This window comes from Hymenobacter sp. DG25B (assembly GCF_000801315.1).
Classification (GTDB): domain Bacteria; phylum Bacteroidota; class Bacteroidia; order Cytophagales; family Hymenobacteraceae; genus Hymenobacter.
Genome location: NZ_CP010054.1, coordinates 2,623,735 through 2,648,855 on the forward strand (window position 1 = coordinate 2,623,735; position 25,121 = coordinate 2,648,855).

Sequence of the window (25,121 nt, forward strand, 5' to 3'; positions counted from 1 at the left end):
TGTAACATTTACCCCGGTTTCTTGCCACCTAAATACGCAAGGGGTCAACTTTGTTATATATTTTATCACTCCTTGAAGACAAAGCAGCCTTTTAGCAGCCTTTGGGCCGCGGGCTGCGTAAGGCAAAACACCACTTCCCGAACCCAGGCGCCTTTTCGCCCCCTTGTCCTCCCGCATATGGCTATTGAATCTTTCAATCCCTATACCAACCGCACGCTCCGCCGCTTCCGGCCCTTCAGCTGGGCTAAAACCGAGCGCATCCTGAGCCAGACCCACCGGGAGGCCGCCCGCTGGCGCACCTCGTCCTTTGCGGAAAGAGCCGTGTGCCTGCAAGCCGCAGGCCGCCTGCTGCGGGAGCGGCAGGATGAGCTGGCCCGCCTCATGGCCCTGGAAATGGGCAAGCCCATCAACGATGGCCGCGCCGAGGTGCTGAAATGCGCCCTTACCTGCGACTACTACGCCGAGCATGCCGAGGAATTTCTGGCCGATGAGCTCATCAAAACCGAAGCCCGGCGCAGCCTTATCTCCCACGAGCCCCTGGGTGTGGTGCTGGCCGTGATGCCCTGGAACTTTCCTTTCTGGCAGGTAGTGCGCTTTGCAGCCCCGGCCCTTATGGCGGGCAATGTGGGCCTGCTGAAGCATGCTTCCAACGTGCCACAGTGCGCCCTGGCCCTGGAGAAGATTTTTCAGGATGCCGGCTTTCCCACCAACGCCTTCCGCACGCTGCTCATTGGGTCTGACCTGGTGGCCAAACTCATTGCCGACGACCGGGTGCGGGCCGTTACGCTCACGGGCAGCGAGGCCGCCGGGGCTAGCGTGGCCGCCACGGCGGGCGCCAACATCAAGAAAACCGTGCTGGAGCTGGGCGGCTCCGATGCCTTTATTGTGCTGGCCGATGCCGACCTGGAGCTGGCCGCTAAAACTGCCGCCCAGGCCCGCATGATTAATGCCGGCCAGAGCTGCATTGCCGCTAAGCGCTTTATTGTGGAGAAACCCATTCTGAAGGATTTCATCAGCAAGCTGAAAACGCACTTGCTGGCCATGCGTACCGGCGACCCGCTGGAGGAAACCACCCAGTACGGTCCCCTGGCCCGCCCCGACCTGGCCGACGACCTCACCAAACAGGTAGAGGAATCGGTGAAGAAAGGGGCGCGCGTAGAGCTCTATGGGGGGCAGTCTAAGCCTGGCACTGCTTTATTCCGGCCCGTTATTTTATCGAATGTGAAGCCCGGGCAGCCGGCCTACCACGAGGAGTTTTTTGGGCCGATAGCGCTGGTGCTGGAAGCCCGGAACGCTGACCACGCTGTGCAGCTGGCCAACGACTCGCCCTTTGGCCTGGGTGCCGCCATCTGGACGCGGGATGTGCGCCGGGGCGAGGAGTTGGCGCGTCAGGTAGAGGCCGGCGCTGTGTTTGTGAATTCGTTGGTGAAGTCCTCCCCGGAAATGCCCTTTGGCGGCGTAAAGAAATCGGGCTACGGGCGCGAGCTTTCCTACCTGGGCATTCGGGAGTTCGTCAATCAGAAAAGCATCTGGATTGCTGACGAGGCAGCGCCATCCGCTCACAAAACCAAAATCGAATAGCGGGTTGATAGGTACCTACAGGCTTTATCGAGTTGCGTTTTCTCTGCCAATAAGCATCAGCAGTAACCCATCAGCTTATAAATGAGGTAACCGGCTACTTCATGCAGCAAGGTGGTCCAGCGCTCCAGGGCTTGGGCATTGGGTACCAGCCAGTAATCAGGCGTAGGGCTGGGGTCCCGGGTGAGGAAGCCGGCCGGAAAGGCGGTGGGGTGCAACCCGGCTTTCTCAAAGCAGCCCAGAGCCCGGCGTTGATGAAAGGCAGAGGTGATTAGCACCAAGGATTTAATATCGGGGTGGGCCTGTAGCAGCTCCCGCGTGAACAGGGCATTTTCGCGGGTATTGCGGCTGCGGTCTTCTATCAGGATGTTGGCCGTGGGCACGGCAGCCAGCCGGAGCAGAATGGCCAGTTCGGCAGCTTCGGTTCGCTGGCTGCCCTGCAGGGCGCCCGAGCCGCCGGAAATAATAATGTAGCGGATACGACCAGCCCGGTACAGCCACAGCGTATGCAGGAGGCGGTCGGCGCCTTCGCTCAGATACACCCGGTCGTGGGGCGACTTTTTTCCGTTGGCAATGCCCGTGAGCAGTATGCCGGCATCGTGGGGGGCAATGCGGCTCAGGGGCACCGGCGGCAGTTCCCAGGCCAGCAGGGCCGCGTTGGCCAGGGCCAGGTTGGTACCGATAATAGCAATGGCCAGTGCCGCCAGCCGCCAGCGGCGGCGCCAGAGGGCCCGGCGGTCCAGCACGGCCGCCAGCAGGAGCAGAACAAGCCAGAGGGCCGGCATCAGGGCCCAATCCAGCACTTTGGAAAGCACGAAGAACATGGCCGCGAAGCTACCGCGAATTCCTCACCTGCGCTTAACAGCGCCGTTTGCTAGCGAAAGAACAGAAACAGCAGGGCCAGCGTCAGCAGAAAAAAGCCCAAGGCAACAATATCCTTATGCACCCGAAAGCGCATTACGATGCTTTAGGCATATAGTGGCGCAGCCGCAGAATCATGTTCTTCACTTCTTCTTCGGTAAACAGCGTGTCGCACTCCAATAGCTGACCCTGGCAGTAGGACACGAAGAATGGGGCTACTTTCTCCTGCATCATTTGTTTGGCTACCGGGTTTTCTTCCGAGTTCAGCCGCACAAACAGGATATTTTCAAAAGCCGGATCATCGGATAAACGGATGAAAGGCTTGGTCAGCTGCTCGCAGGTAGGACAATTATCGGAAGTAAACTTGGCAAAAACCTTCTGCCTTTCGTGGGTCAGACGGCGGAGGACCTCATCATGGGTATCCAGTATACGCATAGGTGGTGTTGCAATAATAGAAAGTGAAGTACGGCCCCTTGGCACACACGCATACACCAGAATAGGCCGAATAAATCCCCTGCATCTGCTTAATCCATGTAAATTACTGACAATAAAAAGATTAAAGTCTATATAGCTTTTTCTGGCTTCTCCCGGTATCAATTGCTTTGCCCCTTCAGCTTATACTGAGTGTTGTGCCTATGCATAAGCCATTTCTTAACCTGATATTCACCGACGTCATTATAAGCACTAGCACTCATCATTTTATATATCTAAAAATCAGCATATTGATTATTGGTTTGTCTTTTTTTATTTGTCCGAGGCATCCTTTAGCGGTCCTTCTGTCTCTTGGTTATTGAATTGATATTGAGTTTTGTAGGCATAATGGATTTGTGTTAACTACACCAAAAGCCATGACCAATACCGCAACACGTTATTCGCTTCTGGAGCAAAAGCACGAGCAGGTAAACCGCCTGCTGCGCACCTGGACCCTGGTGGGCGCCTCCCTGCTAACGCTGGCAGTTCTCACCTGATTCTCCGGCCGGTGTGGTGCCTGCCTTCTCATAGCCTTGCTCTGCCGCTGGTGTGCTATTTTTGCGCGGCTTATTTACCCTGATCATGCGCGCTATGCTGCCTCTCACCAGTCTTCTGCTGGGCCTTTCTATTCTGGCTTGTTCTCCGCAGCAACCCCAGACCCCGCCTACGGAACAGCCGGCGCAAACGCCCGCCGTTGGCCGCTTCCCCGAAACCTTTGAGGCTGGCAGCAAAACCGCTTATGCCGAGGCAGATGAGCAGTTGAGCTCCGGCACCTGGCACTTCACAGATGCCCTGATTGGCTCCGCCCCCGCCGACCATAAAAACGGCATGCACGCTGCCCGTTTGCGGGGCCAGGGTCGGCTGCGCATGAATTTCGATGCTCCGGCCACGGTGCGCTCCATTCGCATCAGCGCCGCCAGCTACGGCACCGATGGCGCCAGCACCTGGGAAGTATGGGCCAGCCAGGATGGCGGCCGCCTCTTTTCCCGCCTAGGCCAGCCGGTGCGCACCAGCGGAGCCCAGCTGGTAACGGCTATTTTCCCGGTAGCCGCCACCCGGCCCTTCCGCCTGGAAATCCGCAAGACCGACGGCGGCAGTGCCCGCCTGAATCTGGATGATATTACGCTGGAAACCACGGCGGGAAGCGCGCCGGCGGCCGTTACGCCTGCTCCCGCTCAGAACCGACCCCAGGCCGATGCCGTGGTGGTCAGCCGCGACGATAATATGGCGCTGGGCAACCCCAGTGGGGCCACCGGCAGCCTTGATAACCCCACCAACTACCTGATGGTGAAGCCGCAATACACGCTGAGCTACAACGCGCTGCGCGGCACGCCTACCTGGGTAAGCTGGCACCTCAACCGGGCCTGGATGGGCAGCGCCCCGCGCCAGGATGACTTCCGCCCCGACCCCGCCCTGCCGCGCCAGTTTTACCAGGTAACGCCGCGCAGCTACGCCGGCGGCGGTTTCGACCGGGGCCACAACTGCCCCTCCGCCGACCGCACCACCGACCTGGACGACAACTCGGCCACCTTCCTGATGACCAACATGATTCCGCAGGCCGGCAATAACAACCAGCGCACCTGGTCTAAGCTGGAGGAATATGCCCGCTCCCTGGTGCAGCGCGGCAACGAGGTATACATCATCATGGGCAGCTACGGCAAGGGCGGCACCGGCACCGCCGGCTTTGCTACCACCCTGGATAATGGCCACGTAACGGTGCCCGCCCGGGTGTGGAAAGTGCTGGTCGTCCTCCCCGAAGGCGCCGATGACCTCACCCGCATCAGCAACGGCAAAGCCCGCATTATTGCGGTAGACACGCCCAACGACCAAAGCGTGAACCCCGACTGGAGCCGCTACCGAGTTTCCGTTGATGCCATTGAAAATGCTACCGGCCTGGATTTGCTAAGTAAGGTACCCACTGTGGTGCAGGAGCGGCTGGAAAGCCAGGTAGACACGGGCACAACCAAATAGCCGTTTTGGACTTCAGAAATGTATACCTCTTACTGATCAATGAAATACCTTATCCTTTTTTTAGGTAAACAATAGCAGTCTACCGCTGGTTATGCGGGCACTTCTCCCCGGAACACCTCCGGCAGCGTGCCTTATTTGTGCTATTCTTATATTTAATTATTTGTGTTGATTGTCAAATACTTATATTAAATATCATGGGTTCATAAAGTATCAGCGGTACCTTGCACGATTGATTTAGAAGTACGTTGGATTTAGGTGCGCATGCAAAAATTTACTCTATTAGGAATCCTGTTCTTTTTACTGACAGCTCCGGTTTCATTTGCTCAACGAATTGTATTTAGCGGACATGTCACGGAGGCCGCTACGGGGCAGCCTGTACCTTTTGCCTCCGTGTTTGTGCGCGGTACCAGCCTGGGAGCTACGGCCGATGAAAATGGTCGTTTCCAGCTCACCGTTCCCCAACCGGTTGATTCGCTTACGGCTGGCGCGGTAGGTTTCCGGCCGCTTAGCCGGAAGGTTTCCCGGCAGCCACAGCAAACGGTGGGCTTCGCCCTAAAAAGCAGCACGTTTGCGCTGGGCGAAGTAACGGTGCATGGGGGCGAGAACCCGGCCTTCGCTATTTTGCGCAAGGTGCAGGCCCACAAGAAAGAGCACGACAAAGCCCAGCTGGGTTCATTTGAGTTCGATAGCTACAACCGCGTTGAGGTTTCCTTATCTGATGTAACGGCCCGTCTGGCAAAGCAAAAGGTTATCCGGGATATGACCTCCGTGGCGCAGACGGTGGGCGAAATGGAGCGCAACGCCAGCGGCAAGCCCACGGTGCCGGTGTTTGCCTCCGAGGTGCTCTCGCGCTACTACGTGCGGCACCGGCCCAACCGGGAGCGGGAAGATATCAAGCACTCCCAGCTGCACGGCGTGGCTCCGCGGGATGGTTCGGTGCTGTCGCAGGTGCTGGGCTCCTCGTTTCAGGATTACGACTTCTACCCCAACTGGCAGATTGTGATGGGGAAAGACTTCATTTCCCCCATTGCCGAGGGCTGGCGCATCACTTATGACTACGACCTGGAAGACTCCGTGTTGGTGGGCCAGGACCGCTGCTACCAGCTGAAGGTATTTCCGCGGCGGCCGCAGGATCTGGCATTTACCGGCCGCATCTGGATTACGATGAAAGACTATGCTCTGCGCCGCGTAGACCTGAGCGTAGACCCCAAGGCCAACATCAATTTCGTGGATCAGATTCGGGTGTACCAGGATCTGGCACCGACTCCGGCCGGGCCCTGGCTGCCACAGCGCACCCGCGTGGTAGTGGGCCTCAAACCCAATAAAAAGCAAACTGGCCTGCTGGTGCGCTTTAACACGGTCAATTCCAACTTCGCCACAGATCAACCCCACGAGGCCAAGTTCTATGAGCAGCCGTTTGCCTCCGCGGTAGATGCGCTGGAGGTGCCGGCCGGGTTCTGGAACCAGCATCGGCCCGATACCTTGTCGGCGCAGGAAGTACGCACGCTCACGGCCCTGGATTCGGTAGGGAAGCTGCGCTCGGTGCAGTCGGCGCTGGAACTGGCCGATTTGCTGGTGACGGGCTATAAGCAGGTGGGTAAGCTGGAAATCGGCCCCATTCCCAGCCTGTATACTTATAACAACGTGGAAGGCAGCCGCCTGCAGGTAGGCTTCCGCACCACCGGCGACCTGAGCCCGAACTGGTTTGCGCGTACTTACGTGGCCTACGGGACCAAAGACCGGGACGTGAAATATGGCCTCTCCGGCTACCGGATTCTGGCCCGGCGCAACTGGACGCTGCTGCGCTTTGAGCGCAGCCACGATGTAGATCAGGTAGCGCTGCTGGACAACGACTATGCCATTGAAAACCCGCTGTTTGATGCCGCCGTGCGCTTTGGTAACATTAAGCCGGGCCGGCCGCTGTGGCGCGATGTTACCGGCCTCTCAGCCCAGTCCGACCTGTTCCACGGCTTCACGCAGAAGCTCACGCTGCGCCACCAACGCTTCGATCCGCTCTACGATTTCGCCTACTATACCAGCGACCTGCACCAGCCCGGCGCCCCCACGGCCGATAAGTTCTCCTTATCCGAAGTTATTCTGGAGTCGCGCTACGCCCCCGATGAGGTGCTGATTCAGAACAAAAACCGGCGCTACGCAGTGGGGCTGCGCAAATGGCCGGTCTTCACGTTCCGCTACACGCTGGGCATTGATAATGTACTGGGCAGCGACTTCCAGTATCAGAAATTTAACCTGCTGGTTGCGCAAAGCCTGCCGCTGGGACAACTGGGCCGCACCGAGTATACCCTGGATGCGGGCTACATTCCCAGCACGGTGCCGTACCCGGTGCTGAAAACGCACCTGGGCAATGAGTCGCCCATTTATACCAGCAATGCCTATAACCTGATGCGCTACTTTGAGTTTGTGAGCGACCGGTATGCTTCCCTGCACGCCGAGCACTACTTTGAAGGGCTGTTCATCAACTCCGTACCCCTGCTGAAAAAGCTCGACTGGCGCCTGCTGGCCTCGGCCAACGTGCTGTATGGCGGCGTGAGCGAGGCCAACCGCCGCGCCACGCCCACCGTGGATTCCCAGGGCCAGAACCTGCCTACTTTCCGCCCGCTGGGCACGGCGCCATATGTGGAAATGGGCTACGGCGTGGAGAATATCTTCAAGGTGCTGCGCGTCGATTTCATTCACCGCCTGACTTACCTGGATAATCCCGGCGCTAAGAATTTCGGAGTGAAAGTATGCGCTCAGTTTAAGCTGTAGCCTAAACACCACCTGTATCCGTTGCCCCAACGTGCCCGCCATGTTGGGGCAACTGTTTTTTGGGCTGAAACTGTAATTTGCCGCCTCCTTACTTTTCCCGCGGCCATGTCTAACGATAACATTTACACCGCCCGTCAGCAGCATATTCTGCTCATTGTATGTCTGGTGGGACTGGCTACCCTTATTCTGGTGGGGCTGGGCAGCTACACCACGGCTTTTTTGGGCTCGGGCATTTTGTATGTGGTGTTTCGCCCGTGGTTTCAGAAGCTGGTAAATGAGCGGGGCTGGAATAAGCAGTTTGTTTCGTTTTTCCTGCTCACCTTCGCTTTTGTAGTCATTATTCTCCCGTTTACGGCTCTATCCTTCATGCTGGTAGACCGCATCCGGCAGTACGCGCAGGACACCAGCCAGATTATGGCCGTGCTGCACCGGGTAGAGCAGCTCATTGGCTACACGTTCACCTCCGAGCAAAACGTGCGCACCATTGTGCAGCAGAGCATGAGCTGGCTGAGCCAGCGCATTCCGTCCCTGGCCAGCGGGCTGCTGCATTTCACGGTAGTAATTGGCCTGATGCTGTTTGCGCTGTATTTCATGTTTATTGAGGAGGCTGCCTTTCTGCGGGGGCTGCACCGCTACCTGCCCTTCCGCCCCGGCACGCTGCGCGAGATGGGCGAGTCCCTGAAAAATAACGTGAATGCCAACGTCATTGGGTCGGCGCTTATCTCCATCATTCAGGCTATTCTGACTGGAGTCGCCCTTTGGTTTTTTGGCGTGAGCGATGCTGATTTCTGGGGGGTGGTGGCATTCTTTATGGCCTTTATTCCCGTACTGGGCACGCCGCTGGTCTGGGGGCCGGCCGCCATTATTAGAATTGCGCAGGGCGAAACTACTCAGGGTGTGGGCCTGCTATTGGTGGGGGTTATCGTCATCATGAACATTGACAACCTGCTGCGCATTGTGCTGGCCAAGCGCATCGGGGATATTCACCCGCTCATCACGCTGGCCGGGGTGGTACTGGGCGTTGAGATTTTCGGTATTCTGGGCCTGGTACTCGGGCCGTTGCTCCTCTCCTATTTTATTGTGCTCACCAAAGTATTTGAGCGCGAAAACCGCAGCCGGCGGGAGTCCGGCATTTGATTATCAACTACTTCAAAAGCATTTAACAAAGAAGACCACCTTTCCCAAGGCGGTCTTCTTTGTTAAGAATTATTAAGCCTGAGCTTTAGTCAGTTATCCTAGGTTTCCGTCAGGACGGTTTTGAAGCCGGCCAGCTTACCGTTATCGGTTTTGCCCAGAGCATATACAGTTACCTGCGGGCCACTGCCCAGCCGATACACTTTTACATCCTGCAGTTCCTGTTTCAGGAACATCTGCAGGGCCTTGAAGCGGTTAGCCAGCGCGGGGTCACCCAGCACGCCGTCGTCGGCGGTGTGGTTGCGCAGGAAATAGGTCAGCTCCTGGGTTTCCACTTTGGTATCGGCAGGCATGCCAACCAGCTTCACCAGCGCTTTGTCCGACAGCGCTCCGTCCGGCGCGGCCAGGCTCACGGCTTCCAGCGGCGCATCCGATTCGCTCATGAAAAACAGCCCTTTGGTGAGCTGCTTCAGCTGATTTAGGGTAGCATCTGCCTCAGCCGATACTTTGTCCCCACTACTTGTGGCCTTGGGGGTAGCTCCTGTTTTTTCAGCAGCGGCAATACCATTATCCGGTACTTTGGCGGCAATGGCGGCGGCCAGCTCCTTCATGCGCTCCTCGGCCACCTTAATCTTAGGGTTGGCGAAGTTCATATCCGAAACCTTGTGCATAGGTATCAGGTGAATGTGCGCGTGGGGCACTTCCAGCCCGATGACGGCCACGCCAATGCGCCGGCAGGGCACGGCTGCCTGCACCCCTTTTGCTACGCGCTGCGCAAACAGGTGCAGGGCCGCCAGTTCAGCGGGTGGCAGGTCGAAAATATAGTCTACTTCCTTCTTCGGAATCACCAGGGTGTGGCCTTCTACCAGCGGCGTAATGTCCAGAAAGGCCAGGTGGTGGTCGTCATCGGCTACTTTGTAGGCCGGCAGCTCGCCGGAAACGATGCGCGAGAAGATAGAAGGCATGGTTTTAAAGCGGTTAGCTGATGGCTGTTGGCTGCTGGCTTTGAGCCGATGGCCAGCAACCGGAGTTGTTGAGACGGGAAATATACTCCAAATGACAAAGAAAAGGCCACTGTATGGAACAGTGGCCTTTTCTATTATCGAGAGCTAATAGCCAGCAGCCATCAGCTAACCGCCTGAAATCAGCGGCTGATTTCCAGAATCTCGAACTGCAGCTTGCCGGCGGGCACGGTAATTTCGGCGGTATCGCCAGCCGATTTGCCCAGCAGGCCTTTACCAATCGGCGACTTCACGGAAATCTTACCGGCGGCCAGGTTGGCTTCTTCCTCGGCTACCAGCGTGTAGTCGAGCACCATATTATTCTTCAGATTTTTCAGCTTCACCTTGCTCATAATGAGCACTTTACTGGCATCCAGATTGCTTTCATCCAGCAGGCGGGCGTTGCCCAGCACCTCTTCCAGCTTGGAGATTTTCAATTCCAGGTGACCCTGCGACTCCTTGGCAGCGTCGTACTCGGCATTCTCGCTCAGGTCGCCCTTGTCGCGTGCTTCAGCCAGCTGACGGGCGGCCTCGGCGCGGCCGCGGATTTTGAGGTCCTGCAGTTCGTCCTTGAGTCTTTGCAGGCCTTCCGGGGTATAATAGTTGACAGTAGACATGAGCGTGAGATGGTAAGCTAAAAAACAAGGAGAACGGTCAGCAGTGCCGACCGTTCTCCCGATACAGGTTTGAGACAAATATACGAGTCTGCCACTAATGTTGCCATAGGCCGCCTCCCGAAGATTCCGTTACGGACGCAGGAATGCCGCAATTTTATGAGCCAGCACCTGATTTATGCGCTCATAAGACTGGTGCGTCCAGCCCCCAATATGCGGCGAGAGCACCACGTTGGGGGCTGATATTAGAAACTGGAAGCGCGCCTGCTGCTCCGGCGAAAGAGCCGTAAGTTTTTCATTTTCGAGCACATCGAGGGCTACCCCGCGCACCTGGCCGCTTTGCAGCGCCCGCACCAGCGCCGCGTGGTCCAGCACCTCCCCGCGGGCCGTATTTACCAGCCAGATAGGGTTGCGGAAGCCGTTCAGGAACGCTTCATTCACGAAATGATGATTGGCCGCGGTATACGGAATGTGCAGGCTTAGCACTTCGGCCCGGGCTTGCAGCTCCGCCAGGGTAACGGCGCTGGCAAAGCCGCCGGTGTCGCAGAACGGGTCCTGGTCGTAGGTGAGCACAGTGCAGCCAAAGGCGGCCAGGCGGCGCGCAAAGGCCTTGCCCATGTGCCCGCACCCGAGGATACCCACGGCTTTGCCGCCCAGCTCTTCGCCCCGGTTGGCCTCGCGCCGCCACTGGCCCTGGCGTACTTCCTGGTCGGCACGCACGATGTTGCGCAACAGGGCCAGGAGCAGGCCCAGCGCGTACTCGCCCACGGCGTCGCGGTTGCCCTCAGGCGCGTTGAGTAGCATTACGCCGGCGGCCGTCAGGGCTTCTTCGTCAATGTTATCTACTCCGGCGCCGGCCCGGGCTACGTAGCGCAGTTGGGGACCGTGGGCCAGCAGGGCAGCCGTAATGCGCAGCTTGCTGCGCACCATCAGGCCCTCGTAGGGGTGCGCGGCCAGGGCGGCGGGTACTTCGGCCGCGGTCAGATCAGGTCGGTAATGCAGCTGCACGCCTATTTCTGCCATGTAATCGGGCAGGCTGGGGTGCATTTCATCGATAACGAGGCAGAGGGACACTGGCTGAATTTTCTACAACTATTGATGAAGTATGCGGTAACAAGGGCGGGCGAAAACGGCTAATCGTTATGCCGGAATTTCTCCACGTGCTGCGTCAGGCCCACAAAATCAGCCACGCTAAGCTGCTCGGCCCGCTTCTCAAAAATGGGGTCCGTAGTATTCTCCGGCAGCATACCAAAGGGCTTCAGGGCATTGCGCAGGGTTTTGCGGCGGGTGGCAAACGCCTGCTTTACTACTTTGAAGAACAGCTTCTCGTCGCAGGCCAGCTTTTCGGTGGTGTTGCGCGTGAGGCGAATAACGGCCGACTGTACCTTGGGCGGCGGGTTGAACACGTGCGGCGGCACCGTAAACAGGTACTCTATCTTATAATAGGCCTGCAAAAGCACGCTCAGAATACCGTAGGTTTTAGAGCCGGGCCCTTCCGCCAGGCGGTCGGCTACTTCCTTCTGAATCATGCCCACTACCTCGCGCACTTGCTGCCGGTGGGCCAGCACCTGAAAGTAAATCTGGGTGCTGATGTTGTAGGGAAAGTTGCCGATGATGCTGATGGGCTGATCATTATAGAGCTTACCCAGATCCATCTTCAGAAAGTCGGCGGAATGAATGCGGCCGTCCAGCGAAGGAAAATGCTGCTGCAGATACGCCACCGATTCGCGGTCAATTTCCACTACTGACGTGCGATACTCGGTGTGCTGCAGCAAGGTTCCCGTCAGTACACCCATGCCCGGGCCAATTTCCAGCACCTCGGTTACGCCATCGGGCAGCTGCAACGACTCCACAATGCGCCGCGCAATGTTCGGATCGGCCAGGAAGTGTTGACCGAGGTGTTTTTTGGCTTTAACTGAATCCATTTTCCGGGAAGGTAAGGCGAGGAATGAGGCGGCAGGCCGTAACATGCGTATGCAGATTTCCGGTGAGCAAATGGGGAAAGAAGGCGGCCTACTTACGGCAGCCTTCCTCGTACCAGCATCTCACTTCTACAAAACAACTACCTTGCACGCCCTCAAAGATACGTCTGACTATGTCGCTTCAGCTCGCCTACGCCACCGAATTCCCTAAAAACGCCAACACGGTTTTCCTGCTGCCCACTGGCACCACCACGCTGCCCGAGGAAGCCGCCACTGATTTGCCGGCCCAGGCCCGCCAGTTTGTGGCCGACCAGCTGGCCGCCGATAACAAGCTGATTGCGCTGAATCATTACTCGCACCGCCATTATTTTGTGGTGGCCGCCGATAAAAAAACACCCTATCAGGTAGCCGAAGATTTGCGCAAGCAGGGCCACAAGCTCCACGCCCAGTTGAAAGCCGATAAGGTAAAAGAGGTGTTCGTACAGGACCTGACGGCTGATGGCGCGGGCGCGCTGCCCTTCGCCGAAGGTCTGGCCCTCACGGCCTACCAGTTTGAAGGCTATAAAACCGATGCCAAGTCAAAAGCTGCGGCCGAGCTGACCTCTGTGCACCTCTCCGGCCCTAACCTGACAGAAGCCGCTGTGCAGGAGCTGACCAACGTCGTAGACGGCGTACTACTGGCCCGCGACCTGGTAAACGCGCCACTGAATAAGCTGAACGCCATTCAGTTTGCCGAGCGCATGGCCGAGGCCGGTGAGCAGGCCGGTTTCCACACCGAAATTCTGGATCTGGTGCGCATTGAAGCCCTGCGCATGGGCGGTCTGCTGGCCGTGAACCAGGGCAGCCCCGAGCCGCCCACGTTCACCATTATGGAATACAAGCCGGCAGATGCTAAAAACGACAAGCCATTTGTGCTCGTCGGCAAAGGCGTGGTGTACGACACCGGCGGGCTAAGCCTGAAGCCCACCCCCGGCGGCATGGACACCATGAAGTGCGACATGGCCGGCGGGGCCGCCGTAGTAGGCACGCTCTATGCGCTGGCTAAAAACCAGGTACCCCTGCACGTCATCGGCCTGGTGCCCGCCACCGACAACCGCCCCGGCGGCCTGGCCTTCACCCCCGGCGACGTGATTACCATGTACAGCGGCCTCACGGTGGAAGTCTTAAACACTGATGCCGAAGGCCGACTTCTCTTGGGCGATGCACTGGCATTTGCCAAGAAATATCAGCCCGAACTGGTAGTTGATGTAGCCACCCTGACCGGCGCCGCTGCCCGCGCCGTGGGCAAAGAAGGCATTGCCGCCATGGGCACCGCCGAGGACGACACCATGGCCGCGCTGAAAACTGCTGGCAACCGCGTGTATGAGCGCATCGTGGAATTCCCGCTCTGGGAAGAGTACGCCGAGCATATCAAGAGTGACATTGCCGACATTGCGAACCTGGGCAAGGCCGAAGCCGGCCAGATATCAGCGGGCAAATTCCTGGAGCGCTTCACCGAAGGCTACCCTTGGATTCACTTGGACATTGCCGCCCCCGCCTACCTCTCCGCCCCCGACAGCTACCGCGGCAAAAACGGCACCGGCACCGCCGTGCGCCTGCTTTATGATTTTTTGAAAGCGAAAGCCTAAGTAAATAAGAACGTCATGCTGAGCGTAGTCGAAGCATCTCGCTAGTGTGGTAAAATCAATAGCACCACAACATCAGCACGCGAGAGGTCCCGACTTAGCTCGACATGACAATTGGCAGGCTCAGCATACCCGCCTCAACTAGATAACTCCAAGTAAAACCTCACTCATGCTCCCACGCATTGGTATTTCCGTCGGTGACCTGGCTGGCATCGGGCCGGAAATCATTTATAAGACGTTTCTCGACAGCCGCCTGCTCAAGTACTGCACGCCCGTGGTATATGGCACCGCGACCGTGCTCTTCGATGAGTTTCCGGTAGACGAGCAGGCCGGGCACCTCACCTTCCGTCAGGTGCGCTCCGCCGCCGATATTGACCCCGGCAAGTTGAACGCGGTAACCTGCTGGGAAGATGATTTCGCCCTCACACCTGGCCAGCCCAGCGCGGCCAGCGGCGCGGCCGCCCGGCAGTCGTTGCTGGCCGCTGCCCGCGACCTGAAGGCCGGATTGCTGGATGCATTGGTAACGGCGCCCATCAGCAAGGAAAACACCCAGGCCGATGACTTCCGCTACCCCGGCCACACGGAATTCCTGACCAGCTTTTTCGGCGCCCCCGAAAGCCTCATGCTGCTGGCCAGCGAAGAGCTGCGTGTAGCTACCGTTACGGGCCATATTGCTCTGAAAGACGTGCCGGGCAAAATCACCAAGGAGCTGCTGGCAACCAAGCTGCGCATCCTGCTGAATTCCCTGAAGCAGGACTTCGGTATTCAGAAACCCCGCGTGGCCGTGCTCGGCCTTAATCCCCACGCTGGTGAAAACGGGCTGCTGGGTACCGAAGAGCAGGAGATTGTGGAGCCCGTGATTCAGGATTTTCTGAATGATGGTCACCTGGTTTTCGGCCCGTTCCCGGCCGATGGCTACTTCGGCACCGGCCAGTTCCGGCAGTTTGATGCCACGCTTTCCTTGTACCACGACCAGGGCCTGATTCCCTTTAAAACCCTGGCCTTTGAGCGGGGCGTCAACTTCACGGCGGGCCTGCCCGTTATCCGCACCTCCCCCGACCACGGTACGGCGTACGGCCTGGCCGGCACTTTCCGCGCCGATCCAACTTCCTTCCGGGAAGCCCTTTACATGGCCTGTAATCTGGTGCGTGAGCGGGCCGGGCAGGTAGCGGTGAAGGAGAAAAGATAAGGCACCGAAATAAGCACATAAGCGAAATATTATTTCCAAAATCGAAATTTTGTTTGCGGTTTTAAAAAATCAACCGTAGGTTTGTATCCTCAAAGCCGGCGGATGATGTGCCGGTTTGCTTTTTTCTCTGCTTTCGATGATGCTCAATACCCCTACTGATTACCGTACCGCGCTCCGCCGACTGGACGCGCTGGTAGCAGCAGGTGTGGAAGGGAATGCCGCTCTGGAAGCGGAGTTTCGGGAGCTGATTATTGCCCTGGACACCTACGAAAGCAAGCTGGGCCTATTGCCGATTCCCAATCTACCGACCTCCCTGGCCGAGATGATTGAGCTGAAGCGGCAGCAGATGCGCCTCAAGCAAAAGGATCTGGCGCAGTTGCTGGAAGTACCCGCCGGGCGCCTCTCCCAGATTCTGAGTGGCAAACGGCGCGTCACGCTGGACCTGGCCAAACGCCTCTACGAACGGTTAGGCATTCCTTCCGATTTCATTTTAAAGAACGCCTGACCCGCTGCCGTAAGCCGCTTTACCTTTTACGCAAGCGGAAATATTCCTACTTTTGCCGCCTGCTATTACCCTATCTGTGAAAAAGGACGCACAATTTGATTTGGCCATTGCCAAGCTCGCGCTTAAGACGCACCCGTTTGCGTTTGAGCTCGACCGTGCGTTTTTCGAGCGGTTTGAGCAGAACATTATTCAGGATGGCAACCTGCACGTAGATCTGGCCCTGACCAAGACCGAGCGGGTGCTGACCCTGGATTTTCACATTAAAGGCACTGTGAAGCTGATCTGCGACCGGAGCCTCGACGAGTTTGATTACCCCATTGACGTGCAGCAGCAACTGCTGGTGCGCTACGGCGATACGGTGACCGAGCTGGACGATAATGTGCTGCAGATTACCCCGGAGACGCAAACGCTGCCCATTGCCGAGCATCTCTTCGATTACATTGCCTTGGCCGTGCCTATGAAGAAGCTGCACCCGCGCTTCCAGAATGAGCCCGATGAAAACCCCGATGCCGACAGCACCTTTATCTTCAGCACCCGCTCGCAGGACGCGCCGGATGACGATGATGAGGATACTACGGACCCACGGTGGAACGCCCTGCGCAACCTCAACTAAGTTTTCAATCGATTTTTTCTTCGTTTTTTTCTTTTGACTTTTACCCATGGCACATCCTAAGCGGCGCACCTCCAAAACCCGTCGCGACAAGCGTCGCACCCACCAGAACCTTACCCCCAAGGCCATTTCTATCTGCAACACCACCGGTGAGTTGCACCTGCGTCACAAAGCCTATGTGGTGGACGGCGACCTGTACCTGCACGGCAAAGTAGCTATCAAAGGGTACGCTCCCGTTGCTACCGCCGCCGCTGCTCCCGACGAAGAATAGCCCACCGCTCTCCTTCGTTTTGCCGGCCCCAAGCCGGAGTGCTCTCCCGACCATAGACCCTTGAACTTTCGTACATGAAGATAGCCCTGGACGCAATGGGGGGCGATTTTGCTCCTCAGGCTGCCGTCGACGGCGCGGTGCTGGCCGCTGAAAAGCTGGCCGGCAAAGCTCAGATTGTGCTTATTGGCCAGGAAGATGCCGTGCGGCCCCTGCTTGAAAAGCATGGGCCCGCGGCTGCCAGCCTTATCCTCGTTTCTGCTTCGCAGATAATTGAGATGGGCGAACATCCGGCCAAAGCCTACCAGCAAAAGCAGGACTCCAGTATTGCCGTGGGCTACCGGATGTTGCATGCCGGCGAGGTAGAAGCCTTTTGTTCAGCAGGCAACACGGGCGCTATGCTGGTGGGAGCCATGTTCAGTGTAAAACCCGTTCCGGGGGTACTGCGGCCCGCCATTGCTAACTTTGTTCCGAAGCTGGCCGGTGGGTTTGGTATTATGCTGGATGTAGGGGCTAATGCCGACTGCAAGCCTGAAATGCTGGAGCAATTCGGGGAGCTTGGCTCTTTGTACGCCCAGTACGTGCTGGGTATTGCGCAGCCCAAAGTGGGCCTGATGAACCTGGGTGAGGAAGAAGGCAAGGGCACGGCCATTATGCAGGCCGCGCATCAATTGCTGAAAGTAAACCCACACCTACACTTCATCGGCAATATTGAAGGACGCGACCTGTTTAATGCCAAGGCAGACGTAATCGTCTGCGACGGCTATACCGGCAACGTGCTCTTAAAAATGGCCGAGTCGGTGTACGAAATCATGGCGGAGAAGAACATGCATGACCCCTTCTTCGACAACTTTAACTACGAAGCTATTGGCGGAAGCCCTATTCTGGGCATCAACGACAATGCTATTATCGGACACGGGGTGAGCACGCCGCAGGCTATCTGTAACATGCTCATGCAGGGTTTCCAGATGGCCGATTCCGGCATCTCAGACCAGATTAAAAGCACCTTCAAGTCCTAAAATGACTAAGTCCGGCCCCGGCCGGATTTTTTCTTAGCTGCGTTTTCTTCTTTTTTCGATGAATATCACTGCTGCCATTACCGGAGTAGGGGCCTATGTCCCTGACTACGTGCTGACCAACAAAGAGCTCGAGACGATGGTAGATACCAACGACGAGTGGATCTTGAGTCGCACGGGTATCCAGGAGCGCCGCATTCTGAAAGGCGAGAACCAGGGCACTTCGGTTATGGCTATTAAGGCGGTTCAGCAGTTGCTGGCCAAAACCAATACCAAAGCGGAGGATATTGACCTGCTGATTTGCGCTACTACCACGCCGGACCTGGTTTTTCCGGCCACGGCCAATATCATTTCGGCGGCCATTGGCGCCACCAAGTCGTTTAGCTTTGATATGCAGGCCGCCTGCTCCGGCTTTTTGTATGCCCTGGCTACCGGAGCACAGTTTATCAAAACCGGCACCTATAAAAAGGTGATTGTAGTAGGCGCCGACAAGATGTCGAGCATCATTGACTACACGGACCGCTCTACCTGCATCATCTTCGGCGACGGTGCCGGCGCGGTCTTGCTGGAGCCAAATACCGAAGGCCTGGGCCTGCTGGATCAGGAGCTGCATTCTGACGGCAACGGCGAGCCTTTCCTGCACCAGAAAGCCGGTGGCAGCCGCCGCCCCCTTCCCTGGAAACCGTGCAGAACCGGGAGCATTACGTATATCAGGAAGGCGCTACGGTGTTTAAGTTTGCCGTGAAGAACATGGCCGACGTGGCTGCCCAGGTAATGGAGCGCAACCACCTCTCCCATCAGGATGTAGCTTGGCTGGTACCGCACCAGGCTAATAAGCGCATTATTGATGCTACCGCCCACCGTATGGGCGTAGGCCCGGAAAAAGTGATGCTCAACATTCACAAGTACGGCAACACCACCAACGGTACCCTCCCGCTTTGTCTGGCCGACTACGAACAGCAGCTGCACAAAGGCGACAACCTGATTCTGGCAGCCTTCGGGGGCGGCTTCACTTGGGGTTCCATCTACCTTAAGTGGGCCTACGACCCTAAACCCATCCCGCAAAACGCCTGATTCTAGTGGCTCTCCCGCGGAAAACTTCTATACTTGCACCCGCTTCTGTTCAGAATTACAAATTATGACGGTGGCAGCCGACCGCTTGCTTATCTCCCCAACCACTCATAATTCCTGATTCTGAATTCCTACCTCAGAATTTACTACCATGGCCACAACCGCAGATTTTCGCAACGGGCTCGTCCTGAACTACAACGGCGACCTGCACGTCATTACCGAATTCCAGCACGTGAAGCCCGGCAAAGGTCCGGCTTTCGTTCGGACCAAGCTTCGTAACATCAAAACGGGTCGGGTAATCGACAATACCTTTAACGCCGGCGTGAAAGTGGAAACTGCCCGCGTAGAGCAGCGCCCCCACCAGTACCTGTTCAAGGATGAATACGGCTACACCTTCATGGATAATGAGACCTTTGAGCAGGTAGTGCTGCCCGAAGCTATGGTGCCCTTTGCTGATCTGATGAAGGAAGGCCAGCTGGTAACCATCCTGTTCCACGCCGAAACGGAACAGCCCCTCACGGCCGAGCTGCCCACCACCGTGGAGCTGGTGGTAACCTACACGGAGCCCGGCCTGCGTGGCGACACGGCCACCAACACCCTAAAGCCCGCCACCGTGGAAACCGGGGCCCGCATCCAGGTGCCGTTGTTTATTGATACCGACACTAAAATCCGCATCAAGACCAGCGACTACTCCTATGTCGAAAGAGTTAAATAAGCAGCCGAAACAGCCAGCCGACCCGCCCATGAAAGCCAAAGAACTCCAGGACCTCATTGATTTTATTGCCAAGTCAGGTCTGAACAAAGTCAATATCGAAACCGAGGAGTTCAAAATCTCGGTGCAGCGTGAGCCTAACACGAAAGTGGTAGCCGGCACGATGGCTGCGCCAGCGGCCCCCGCTCCCCAGGCCGCCGCGCCCGCTGCCCCGGTAGCGGCTGCTGCCCCCGCTCCTGCTGCCGCACCCGCCGCTGCTGCCGCCCCCGAGGCCGGTGGCAACTATGTGCCCCTGAAAGCGCCCATGATTGGCACTTTCTACCGCAGCAGCAGCCCGGAAACCCCGGCTTTTGTGCAGGTAGGCGACCTGGTGGAAAAAGGCCAGGTGATCTGCATCATCGAAGCCATGAAGCTCTTCAACGAAATTGAAGCCGAGCTGTCAGGCCGCGTGGTGAAAGCCATGGTAGAAAATGCTTCGCCCGTGGAGTTCGACCAGCCGTTGTTCCTCATCGAGCCGATGTAATGTTCAATTATGAATTCTGAATTCTGAGTTATGAATTGATAGTGCCATTCAAGGCCGTATTCGATTCCGCTAATTCAGAATTCATAATTCAGAATTCATAATTCAAAAAAACTGTGTTCAAAAAAATTCTGATTGCCAACCGGGGCGAAATTGCGCTGCGCATCATTCGCACCTGTAAGGAAATGGGCATCAAAACGGTGGCCGTATACTCCACCGCCGATAAGGAAAGCCTGCACGTACGCTTCGCCGACGAGGCCGTGTGCATCGGACCGCCTGCCTCTACGCTCTCTTACCTGAATATGCCCAGCCTGATTGCGGCGGCCGAGATTACCAACGCCGACGCAATTCACCCGGGCTATGGTTTCCTGTCGGAAAACGCAGAATTCTCGCGCATTTGCCAGGAAAACGGCATTAAGTTCATCGGAGCTTCGCCCGAGATGATCAACCAGATGGGCGACAAGGCCTCGGCCAAAGCCACTATGATTGCGGCCGGCGTGCCCTGCATTCCCGGCTCCGTGGGCTTGCTGGACTCCGTTCAGCAGGGTCTGAAAATTGCCGCCAAGATTAAATATCCGGTTATTCTGAAAGCTACGGCCGGCGGTGGCGGACGCGGCATGCGCATCATCAACTCCGAAGACGAGTTTGAGAAGGCCTGGAATGATGCCCGTACCGAAGCCAAAGCCGCTTTCGGTAACGACGGTATGTACCTGGAAAAATTTGTGGTGGAGCCCCGCCACATTGAGGTGCAGATTGTAGGCGACCAGTACGGCCGCGTATGCCACCTCTCCGAGCGGGACTGCAGCATTCAGCGCCGCCACCAGAAGCTGGTGGAAGAAGCTCCTTCGCCGTTCATGACGCCCGAGCTGCGGGAGAAAATGGGCAAAGCGGCCATTGCCGGCGCCAGCTCCATTGGCTATGAAGGCGTAGGTACCATTGAGTTTCTGGTAGATGCCAACCGGGATTTTTACTTCATGGAGATGAACACCCGGATTCAGGTGGAGCATCCCGTGACGGAGGAAATCATCAACTACGACCTCATCAAAGAGCAGATCAAAGTGGCGGCCGGTATCCCGATTTCGGGCCGCAACTACGAGCCGCAGATGCACGCCATGGAGTGCCGCATCAACGCCGAGGATCCGCAGAACAACTTCCGCCCTTCGCCCGGCAGAATCACCACGCTGCACATTCCCGGCGGCCACGGCGTGCGCGTAGACACGCACGTGTATGCCGGCTACACCATTCCACCCAACTACGACTCCATGATTGCCAAGCTCATTACCGTGGCTCAGACGCGGGAAGAGTGCATTGTGAAGATGAAGCGGGCTTTGTCGGAGTTTGTGGTAGAAGGCGTAAAAACCACCATCCCCTTCCACCTGAAGCTGATGGATGACGAGCAATTCAAAGCCGGTAATTTCACCACGAAATTCCTGGAGTCCTTCGACTTCACCACCCTGTAAGGATTCGACTTATAGTAATAAAGAAAAGCCCGCCATTTCTGGCGGGCTTTTCTTTTGCCTTACTCCAAAGCGCCTTAATAATTGGCTTCTGTGGCGGGCAGGTCAATCAGGATAAATTGAGCGTCTTTGGAAGCCCGGATTTCCAGCACGTGTTCGTCGGTCATGCGGGCCTGGTCGTTGGGGCCCAGCTCGGTACCGTTCACGTAAATGGTGCCTTGCTTGACGTAGAGAAAAGTGAGGCGAATGGGAAATGTCTTAAACGTGACGGTCTTTTCCTCGCTCAAATTGCACCAGTAAACGGTTGTGTTGGAGTTCATGTACACCACGTCCTCCAGCACCTTTTGGCCGGAAACCAGTGGGATTAACTCATTCTTGGTATCCAGGAAATCAACGTCCTTCTGCTCGTAGCTGGGGGCCAGGCCTTTTTGATTGGGCAGAAACCAGAGCTGATAGATATGCAGGGGCTTGTCGGAGCGGTTGAACTCGGCGTGCGCCATGCCCGTGCCGGCCGTCATGCGCTGCACTTCGCCTTTGGAGATGGTGGCTTTGTTGCCCATCGTATCCTCGTGCGTCACTTCCCCTTCCAGTACCAGCGTTACGATTTCCATCTCGGCGTGCGGATGCTGCGGAAAGCCGGAATTGGGGCAATGCTGTCATCATTAAAAACCCGCAACGGCCCGAACTGCACATTGTTCGCGTCAAAATAATCAGCAAACGAAAACAGGAAATAGCTGCTGAGCCACTGTACCGGGGCCGCATGGTAGCGGTCGGCGGAGGAAATGTATTTAAGCATAGGGATGAGGCTAAGATGATCAAAGGCACTTACGCAGGCCAGGGGCCGGAAGTTAAGTTTATAGGCTCCCCCGATATTGCCTTGCGCCGCAAACCAAAAACCACGGCCACCTCATTTCCATGAGGTGGCCGTGGTTTTTGGTTTAAAACGGATTATAAGGCCCGGTCTATACTTTTTTCATGGTGGTCATCTGCTGCTGCAGGTCCAGCACAATACTGGCGAGGCGGTTCAGCGAGAGGTCGGCAATGGGGAAGGTATTGCTGATGTAGGATTTGGCTTCCCAGATTTCCACTACATCCTCCACGTCGATTTCGTAGGGCGAGTACACGGGGTTATCGGAGTGCAGGGCCAGCATGGCGGCATCTTTCAGGCGGTTGAATACCCGCTTAAAGACAATACCTTCCTTGCTGCTCACTACAATGCAAGGCGTGCCGTCCTTAATGCTCAGCCAGTCATCTACATAACGGCCGACAATCACCGTACCAGAGGCAATGGGAAGCATAGAGTCGCCGCTGATTTCGAAGGCCCGGTAGGTGCCGTTTGTACCCAGCATGGGCAGACGGAATTTGGGCAGCTCTTCTAAATATTCCGGGTCGGCATAACCGTTGAGGTAGCCGGCACTGGCTTTCAGGGGCACCAGCTCTATGTTTTCGTTCTGATCTTTGTCTACCGTGAGAGCCAGGATGCGCAGGTTGCCGCCGGGCCGGGTAGCCGATGCATCCAGCGCGGGAGCGGCATTCTGGTTCTGCATCTGCAGCAGAGCGGCTTTCGCATTCTTTTTCTTGCTAAAGTCGGTGGTAACCAGCGCATCCAGCGTGATACCGAACAGCCGGGCCATGTTTACCAAGGTGGTTAGCTTGGGCTCGGCGCGCCCTTCTTCGTAGGCCCCCACCAAAGAACGTTTTATACCTAGCTTTTCAGCCATCTGCGCTTGCGTCAGGGCTAATTCACGCCGCCAGAACTTAAGATTTGTGTTGATCATCGCAAATAGGAGCCGGGGAATAAGGTCAGTATCAGCAGGTTATTCGGCTCGTGAAAATACTAACAAAGATCGGTGTTTACTAATTCATTTAGCGTAATTTTTTACTAATATTTTTTGACAGAATGCCACGCATCTGAAGCAGGCCATCAGTAGGAAAAAGCAGGTTTTGCCTACTGGTGACCCGTTTAGCTTTTCAGGATGAATCCTCCCTTAGCTACGCACTACCCCAAAACGGGCGCCTTTGCTATCCAGAATAATAGTGCGGGTGCTGAAAGGCTCGTTGCCCAGCATGCCGCCCATTCCGGAAAAGCGCATCATCAGCTGCTGTGTCATGCTGGTGCCTTCTATGTGGGTAACCTTCTGTAGGGGCACCTCACTCTGGCCCATCTGCAGGGCAGCGGCAGTGGGAACGGTGTGGGCCGTGAGGGTGCGGCCAAATGAATTCACGTTGACCGTGTGCGCCGGAGCGCCGGGCATAGCCAGCTTTTCCCAGTTATCCCGGCTGGTTAGCAGGGAAAAGGCGCTGGTGCCGGAGTCAAACATCAGCTGCTGTGATTCGCCCTGCATGCCTACCGTCAGCAAAATGCGGCGGTCGGTGAAGGCCATGGGCACAAAATCGGTTTGCGCTATCAGGTTATTCGGCACGTTGGCTACTAGGTTAAACCGGCGCTGGCCGTAATCCAGAATCAGGGCGCGGCCATCCAACACATCGGTGCCCAGGGTGCCAATGATGAAGGGCGCCGTGGTATCGGCGGGCATAGTGACCATGCCCATGGGTAATACTTTCAGCTTGCGGGCCTGCACTTTGCCTTCACCAATAGTGAAACCGAAGTTGCGAACGGTATCGGGTGCCAGCCGGAAGCTGGTACGGGTGGCGGGGTAACGCGCCTGCAAAGCCGCCAGCGGTTTCTCATACAGCACGGAATATGGTGCGCCCGTATCAAACTGAAGGTAGCAGGTGCGGGGGCAGTTGGCCAGCCTAACGGGCACCAGCACGGCGGCGTGCGGCATGGCGCGCTTACTCATGGTATCGGCCAGCCATACAAAGGAGGTGGCGGCCGGCAGTCCGGTTACGGTGAGCTGATTGGCAGGAGCGGCGAACCTCTGACGGGCATAAAAATAACCGCCAATACCGCTGATGAGTAGGAATACCAGAACCGAAAACAGGATTTTGAAGAACAGTTTCATAGGGCAGTGAGCTGGGTGATTTGATTGGGTCAAAACTACCCGCTCTCCTACCCCAAGTCGTGCGCCATTATCCCGCCATTTCTACGCCATTCATCTTATCAATATATAATACAGGCAGTTACATTTGACCCTATAAGCGAATTGGGTACAGATCCAGGCTACCCTGCTTTAGCTTGCGGTTGTAATAAATGACCGTTAGCGCATTGACGGCATAAGTCAATGCGGCTATAGCTACATACACACCGGGCAATTTCCGGTTGAAATACCGGAAGGCAATTATCTGGGCCACTAAAGCCAGCGCGAACAACAGGAAGCTGGCTGCCTGCCATAAAATCTGGAAGCCTAATACACGTCGGCCAACCTCCGCTACATGCTCCGTATCGAGGCGGTGGGCACGCCAGAGCAGGAACGGCACCACTAGGTTGAGGAACGGAAATACCAGAAAGCTCAGCGCGCTCAGGTTGAGTAGTTGCAGATACTGAGGGTCGGAGCGCAGCGTAGGCGCGGTCAGCAGCACCGGCGTAGCAGCGGCAGCCGTGGTGTCAGTTGGTCCTACTGCCGGTGGTGGGGTTGCCAGGGCGGTAGGCTGGGGCTCCTCCCGCAGGGCATCCAGCGGCACTTCCAGGGCGGCGGCCAAGGCCTGCAGCGTGTGGCCGCGCGGCACGGTATCACCTTGCTCTACCCGCTGAATGGTGCGCAGGCTAATGCCCGACTGCTCGGCCAACAGCTCCTGAGATAAGCCTTTGCTTTTGCGGATGATCAGGATGCGTTCGGCAGAAAACATAAGCGCGTGCTGCTTGAGGAACCGGGTGTTTCCCAAAGCTACACGCGCTTTTCAGTCAGGCCAATATTTTTTTGACG

Annotated in this window: 24 protein-coding genes and 1 pseudogene; 14 read left to right on the top strand and 11 right to left on the bottom strand. The window is 56.8% G+C overall.

The window, feature by feature from the left end; all coding sequences use genetic code 11:
- Positions 1-177 precede the first annotated feature (177 nt).
- Positions 178-1,581: an NAD-dependent succinate-semialdehyde dehydrogenase gene (locus tag PK28_RS11215; protein ID WP_044513890.1), complete on the top strand. Its 1,404-nt coding sequence runs from the start codon at positions 178-180 to the stop codon at positions 1,579-1,581.
- A gap of 56 nt (positions 1,582-1,637) precedes the next feature.
- On the opposite strand, the gene PK28_RS11220 is transcribed toward PK28_RS11215, so the two are convergent.
- Positions 1,638-2,402, bottom strand: a complete 765-nt coding sequence (locus tag PK28_RS11220; protein WP_044513893.1) for a YdcF family protein — start codon at positions 2,400-2,402, stop codon at positions 1,638-1,640.
- Between the two features lie 133 nt (positions 2,403-2,535).
- Positions 2,536-2,874, bottom strand: coding sequence for a thioredoxin family protein (locus PK28_RS11225; RefSeq protein WP_044513894.1), 339 nt, complete (start codon positions 2,872-2,874; stop codon positions 2,536-2,538).
- A 627-nt stretch (positions 2,875-3,501) separates the two neighbouring features.
- Between PK28_RS11225 and PK28_RS20945 the strand changes: the two genes are divergently transcribed.
- The 3 genes from PK28_RS20945 (at position 3,502) to PK28_RS11240 (ending at position 8,787) form a co-directional block, all read left to right on the top strand.
- A complete protein-coding gene (locus PK28_RS20945) occupies positions 3,502-4,881 on the top strand; it encodes a DNA/RNA non-specific endonuclease (protein ID WP_044516903.1) in 1,380 nt (459 codons plus the stop codon).
- Between the two features lie 261 nt (positions 4,882-5,142).
- On the top strand, positions 5,143-7,650 hold the full coding sequence (locus tag PK28_RS11235) for a DUF5686 and carboxypeptidase-like regulatory domain-containing protein (protein WP_044513895.1): 2,508 nt from the start codon (positions 5,143-5,145) through the stop codon (positions 7,648-7,650).
- 105 nt (positions 7,651-7,755) lie between these two features.
- On the top strand, positions 7,756-8,787 hold the full coding sequence (locus PK28_RS11240) for an AI-2E family transporter (protein WP_044513896.1): 1,032 nt from the start codon (positions 7,756-7,758) through the stop codon (positions 8,785-8,787).
- 98 nt (positions 8,788-8,885) lie between these two features.
- Here PK28_RS11240 and PK28_RS21225 read toward each other — a convergent pair whose 3' ends face one another.
- The 4 genes from PK28_RS21225 to rsmA all read right to left on the bottom strand — a co-directional run bounded on the left by PK28_RS21225 (position 8,886) and on the right by rsmA (position 12,324).
- Positions 8,886-9,749, bottom strand: a complete 864-nt coding sequence (locus PK28_RS21225; RefSeq protein ID WP_065814137.1) for a nuclease A inhibitor family protein — start codon at positions 9,747-9,749, stop codon at positions 8,886-8,888.
- A 179-nt stretch (positions 9,750-9,928) separates the two neighbouring features.
- Positions 9,929-10,402 carry a transcription elongation factor GreA gene (greA, locus tag PK28_RS11250; RefSeq protein ID WP_044513897.1) on the bottom strand — a complete coding sequence of 158 codons (474 nt, stop codon included), beginning with the start codon at positions 10,400-10,402 and terminating at the stop codon, positions 9,929-9,931.
- Positions 10,403-10,531: 129 nt separating this feature from the next.
- Positions 10,532-11,473, bottom strand: coding sequence for an NAD(P)-dependent oxidoreductase (locus PK28_RS11255; RefSeq protein WP_082017072.1), 942 nt, complete (start codon positions 11,471-11,473; stop codon positions 10,532-10,534).
- Between the two features lie 59 nt (positions 11,474-11,532).
- Positions 11,533-12,324: a 16S rRNA (adenine(1518)-N(6)/adenine(1519)-N(6))-dimethyltransferase RsmA gene (gene rsmA / locus PK28_RS11260; protein WP_044513900.1), complete on the bottom strand. Its 792-nt coding sequence runs from the start codon at positions 12,322-12,324 to the stop codon at positions 11,533-11,535.
- A 170-nt stretch (positions 12,325-12,494) separates the two neighbouring features.
- Here rsmA and PK28_RS11265 point away from each other — a divergent pair, with 170 nt between their 5' ends.
- The 10 genes and pseudogenes from PK28_RS11265 to accC all read left to right on the top strand — a co-directional run bounded on the left by PK28_RS11265 (position 12,495) and on the right by accC (position 21,297).
- A complete protein-coding gene (locus PK28_RS11265) occupies positions 12,495-13,949 on the top strand; it encodes a leucyl aminopeptidase family protein (RefSeq protein ID WP_044513902.1) in 1,455 nt (484 codons plus the stop codon).
- A gap of 166 nt (positions 13,950-14,115) precedes the next feature.
- The gene (pdxA, locus tag PK28_RS11270; RefSeq protein ID WP_044513903.1) at positions 14,116-15,135 is read left to right on the top strand and encodes a 4-hydroxythreonine-4-phosphate dehydrogenase PdxA; all 1,020 of its coding nucleotides are present in this window, start codon (positions 14,116-14,118) and stop codon (positions 15,133-15,135) included.
- 136 nt (positions 15,136-15,271) lie between these two features.
- Positions 15,272-15,640: a helix-turn-helix domain-containing protein gene (locus PK28_RS11275; RefSeq protein ID WP_044513904.1), complete on the top strand. Its 369-nt coding sequence runs from the start codon at positions 15,272-15,274 to the stop codon at positions 15,638-15,640.
- 76 nt (positions 15,641-15,716) lie between these two features.
- Positions 15,717-16,253 (top strand): YceD family protein, encoded by a 537-nt coding sequence (locus PK28_RS11280; protein ID WP_044516907.1) that lies wholly within the window; start codon positions 15,717-15,719, stop codon positions 16,251-16,253.
- A gap of 46 nt (positions 16,254-16,299) precedes the next feature.
- Positions 16,300-16,521, top strand: coding sequence for a 50S ribosomal protein L32 (gene rpmF, locus PK28_RS11285; protein WP_044513905.1), 222 nt, complete (start codon positions 16,300-16,302; stop codon positions 16,519-16,521).
- 74 nt (positions 16,522-16,595) lie between these two features.
- Positions 16,596-17,537, top strand: a complete 942-nt coding sequence (gene plsX, locus PK28_RS11290) for a phosphate acyltransferase PlsX (protein WP_044513906.1) — start codon at positions 16,596-16,598, stop codon at positions 17,535-17,537.
- Between the two features lie 58 nt (positions 17,538-17,595).
- Positions 17,596-18,608: pseudogene (locus PK28_RS11295) on the top strand (beta-ketoacyl-ACP synthase III).
- A 148-nt stretch (positions 18,609-18,756) separates the two neighbouring features.
- Complete coding sequence (gene efp, locus PK28_RS11300; protein ID WP_044513908.1) at positions 18,757-19,320, top strand: elongation factor P; 564 nt, start codon at positions 18,757-18,759, stop codon at positions 19,318-19,320.
- Positions 19,321-19,348: 28 nt separating this feature from the next.
- On the top strand, positions 19,349-19,840 hold the full coding sequence (accB, locus tag PK28_RS11305) for an acetyl-CoA carboxylase biotin carboxyl carrier protein (RefSeq protein ID WP_044513910.1): 492 nt from the start codon (positions 19,349-19,351) through the stop codon (positions 19,838-19,840).
- A 113-nt stretch (positions 19,841-19,953) separates the two neighbouring features.
- Complete coding sequence (gene accC / locus PK28_RS11310) at positions 19,954-21,297, top strand: acetyl-CoA carboxylase biotin carboxylase subunit (protein WP_044513913.1); 1,344 nt, start codon at positions 19,954-19,956, stop codon at positions 21,295-21,297.
- A gap of 74 nt (positions 21,298-21,371) precedes the next feature.
- Here the strand turns inward: accC and PK28_RS11315 are convergent, their stop codons facing one another.
- The 5 genes from PK28_RS11315 to PK28_RS19045 all read right to left on the bottom strand — a co-directional run bounded on the left by PK28_RS11315 (position 21,372) and on the right by PK28_RS19045 (position 25,044).
- Positions 21,372-21,905: a pirin family protein gene (locus PK28_RS11315; RefSeq protein WP_231576143.1), complete on the bottom strand. Its 534-nt coding sequence runs from the start codon at positions 21,903-21,905 to the stop codon at positions 21,372-21,374.
- Positions 21,893-22,090 (bottom strand): cupin domain-containing protein, encoded by a 198-nt coding sequence (locus PK28_RS20960; RefSeq protein ID WP_231576144.1) that lies wholly within the window; start codon positions 22,088-22,090, stop codon positions 21,893-21,895. The genes PK28_RS11315 and PK28_RS20960 overlap by 13 nt, the downstream gene beginning before the upstream one ends.
- A gap of 166 nt (positions 22,091-22,256) precedes the next feature.
- On the bottom strand, positions 22,257-23,015 hold the full coding sequence (locus tag PK28_RS11320) for a LexA family transcriptional regulator (protein WP_231576145.1): 759 nt from the start codon (positions 23,013-23,015) through the stop codon (positions 22,257-22,259).
- Positions 23,016-23,282: 267 nt separating this feature from the next.
- The gene (locus tag PK28_RS11325; protein WP_048825917.1) at positions 23,283-24,260 is read right to left on the bottom strand and encodes a hypothetical protein; all 978 of its coding nucleotides are present in this window, start codon (positions 24,258-24,260) and stop codon (positions 23,283-23,285) included.
- Between the two features lie 130 nt (positions 24,261-24,390).
- Positions 24,391-25,044, bottom strand: a complete 654-nt coding sequence (locus tag PK28_RS19045) for a helix-turn-helix domain-containing protein (RefSeq protein ID WP_048825919.1) — start codon at positions 25,042-25,044, stop codon at positions 24,391-24,393.
- Positions 25,045-25,121: the final 77 nt, after the last annotated feature.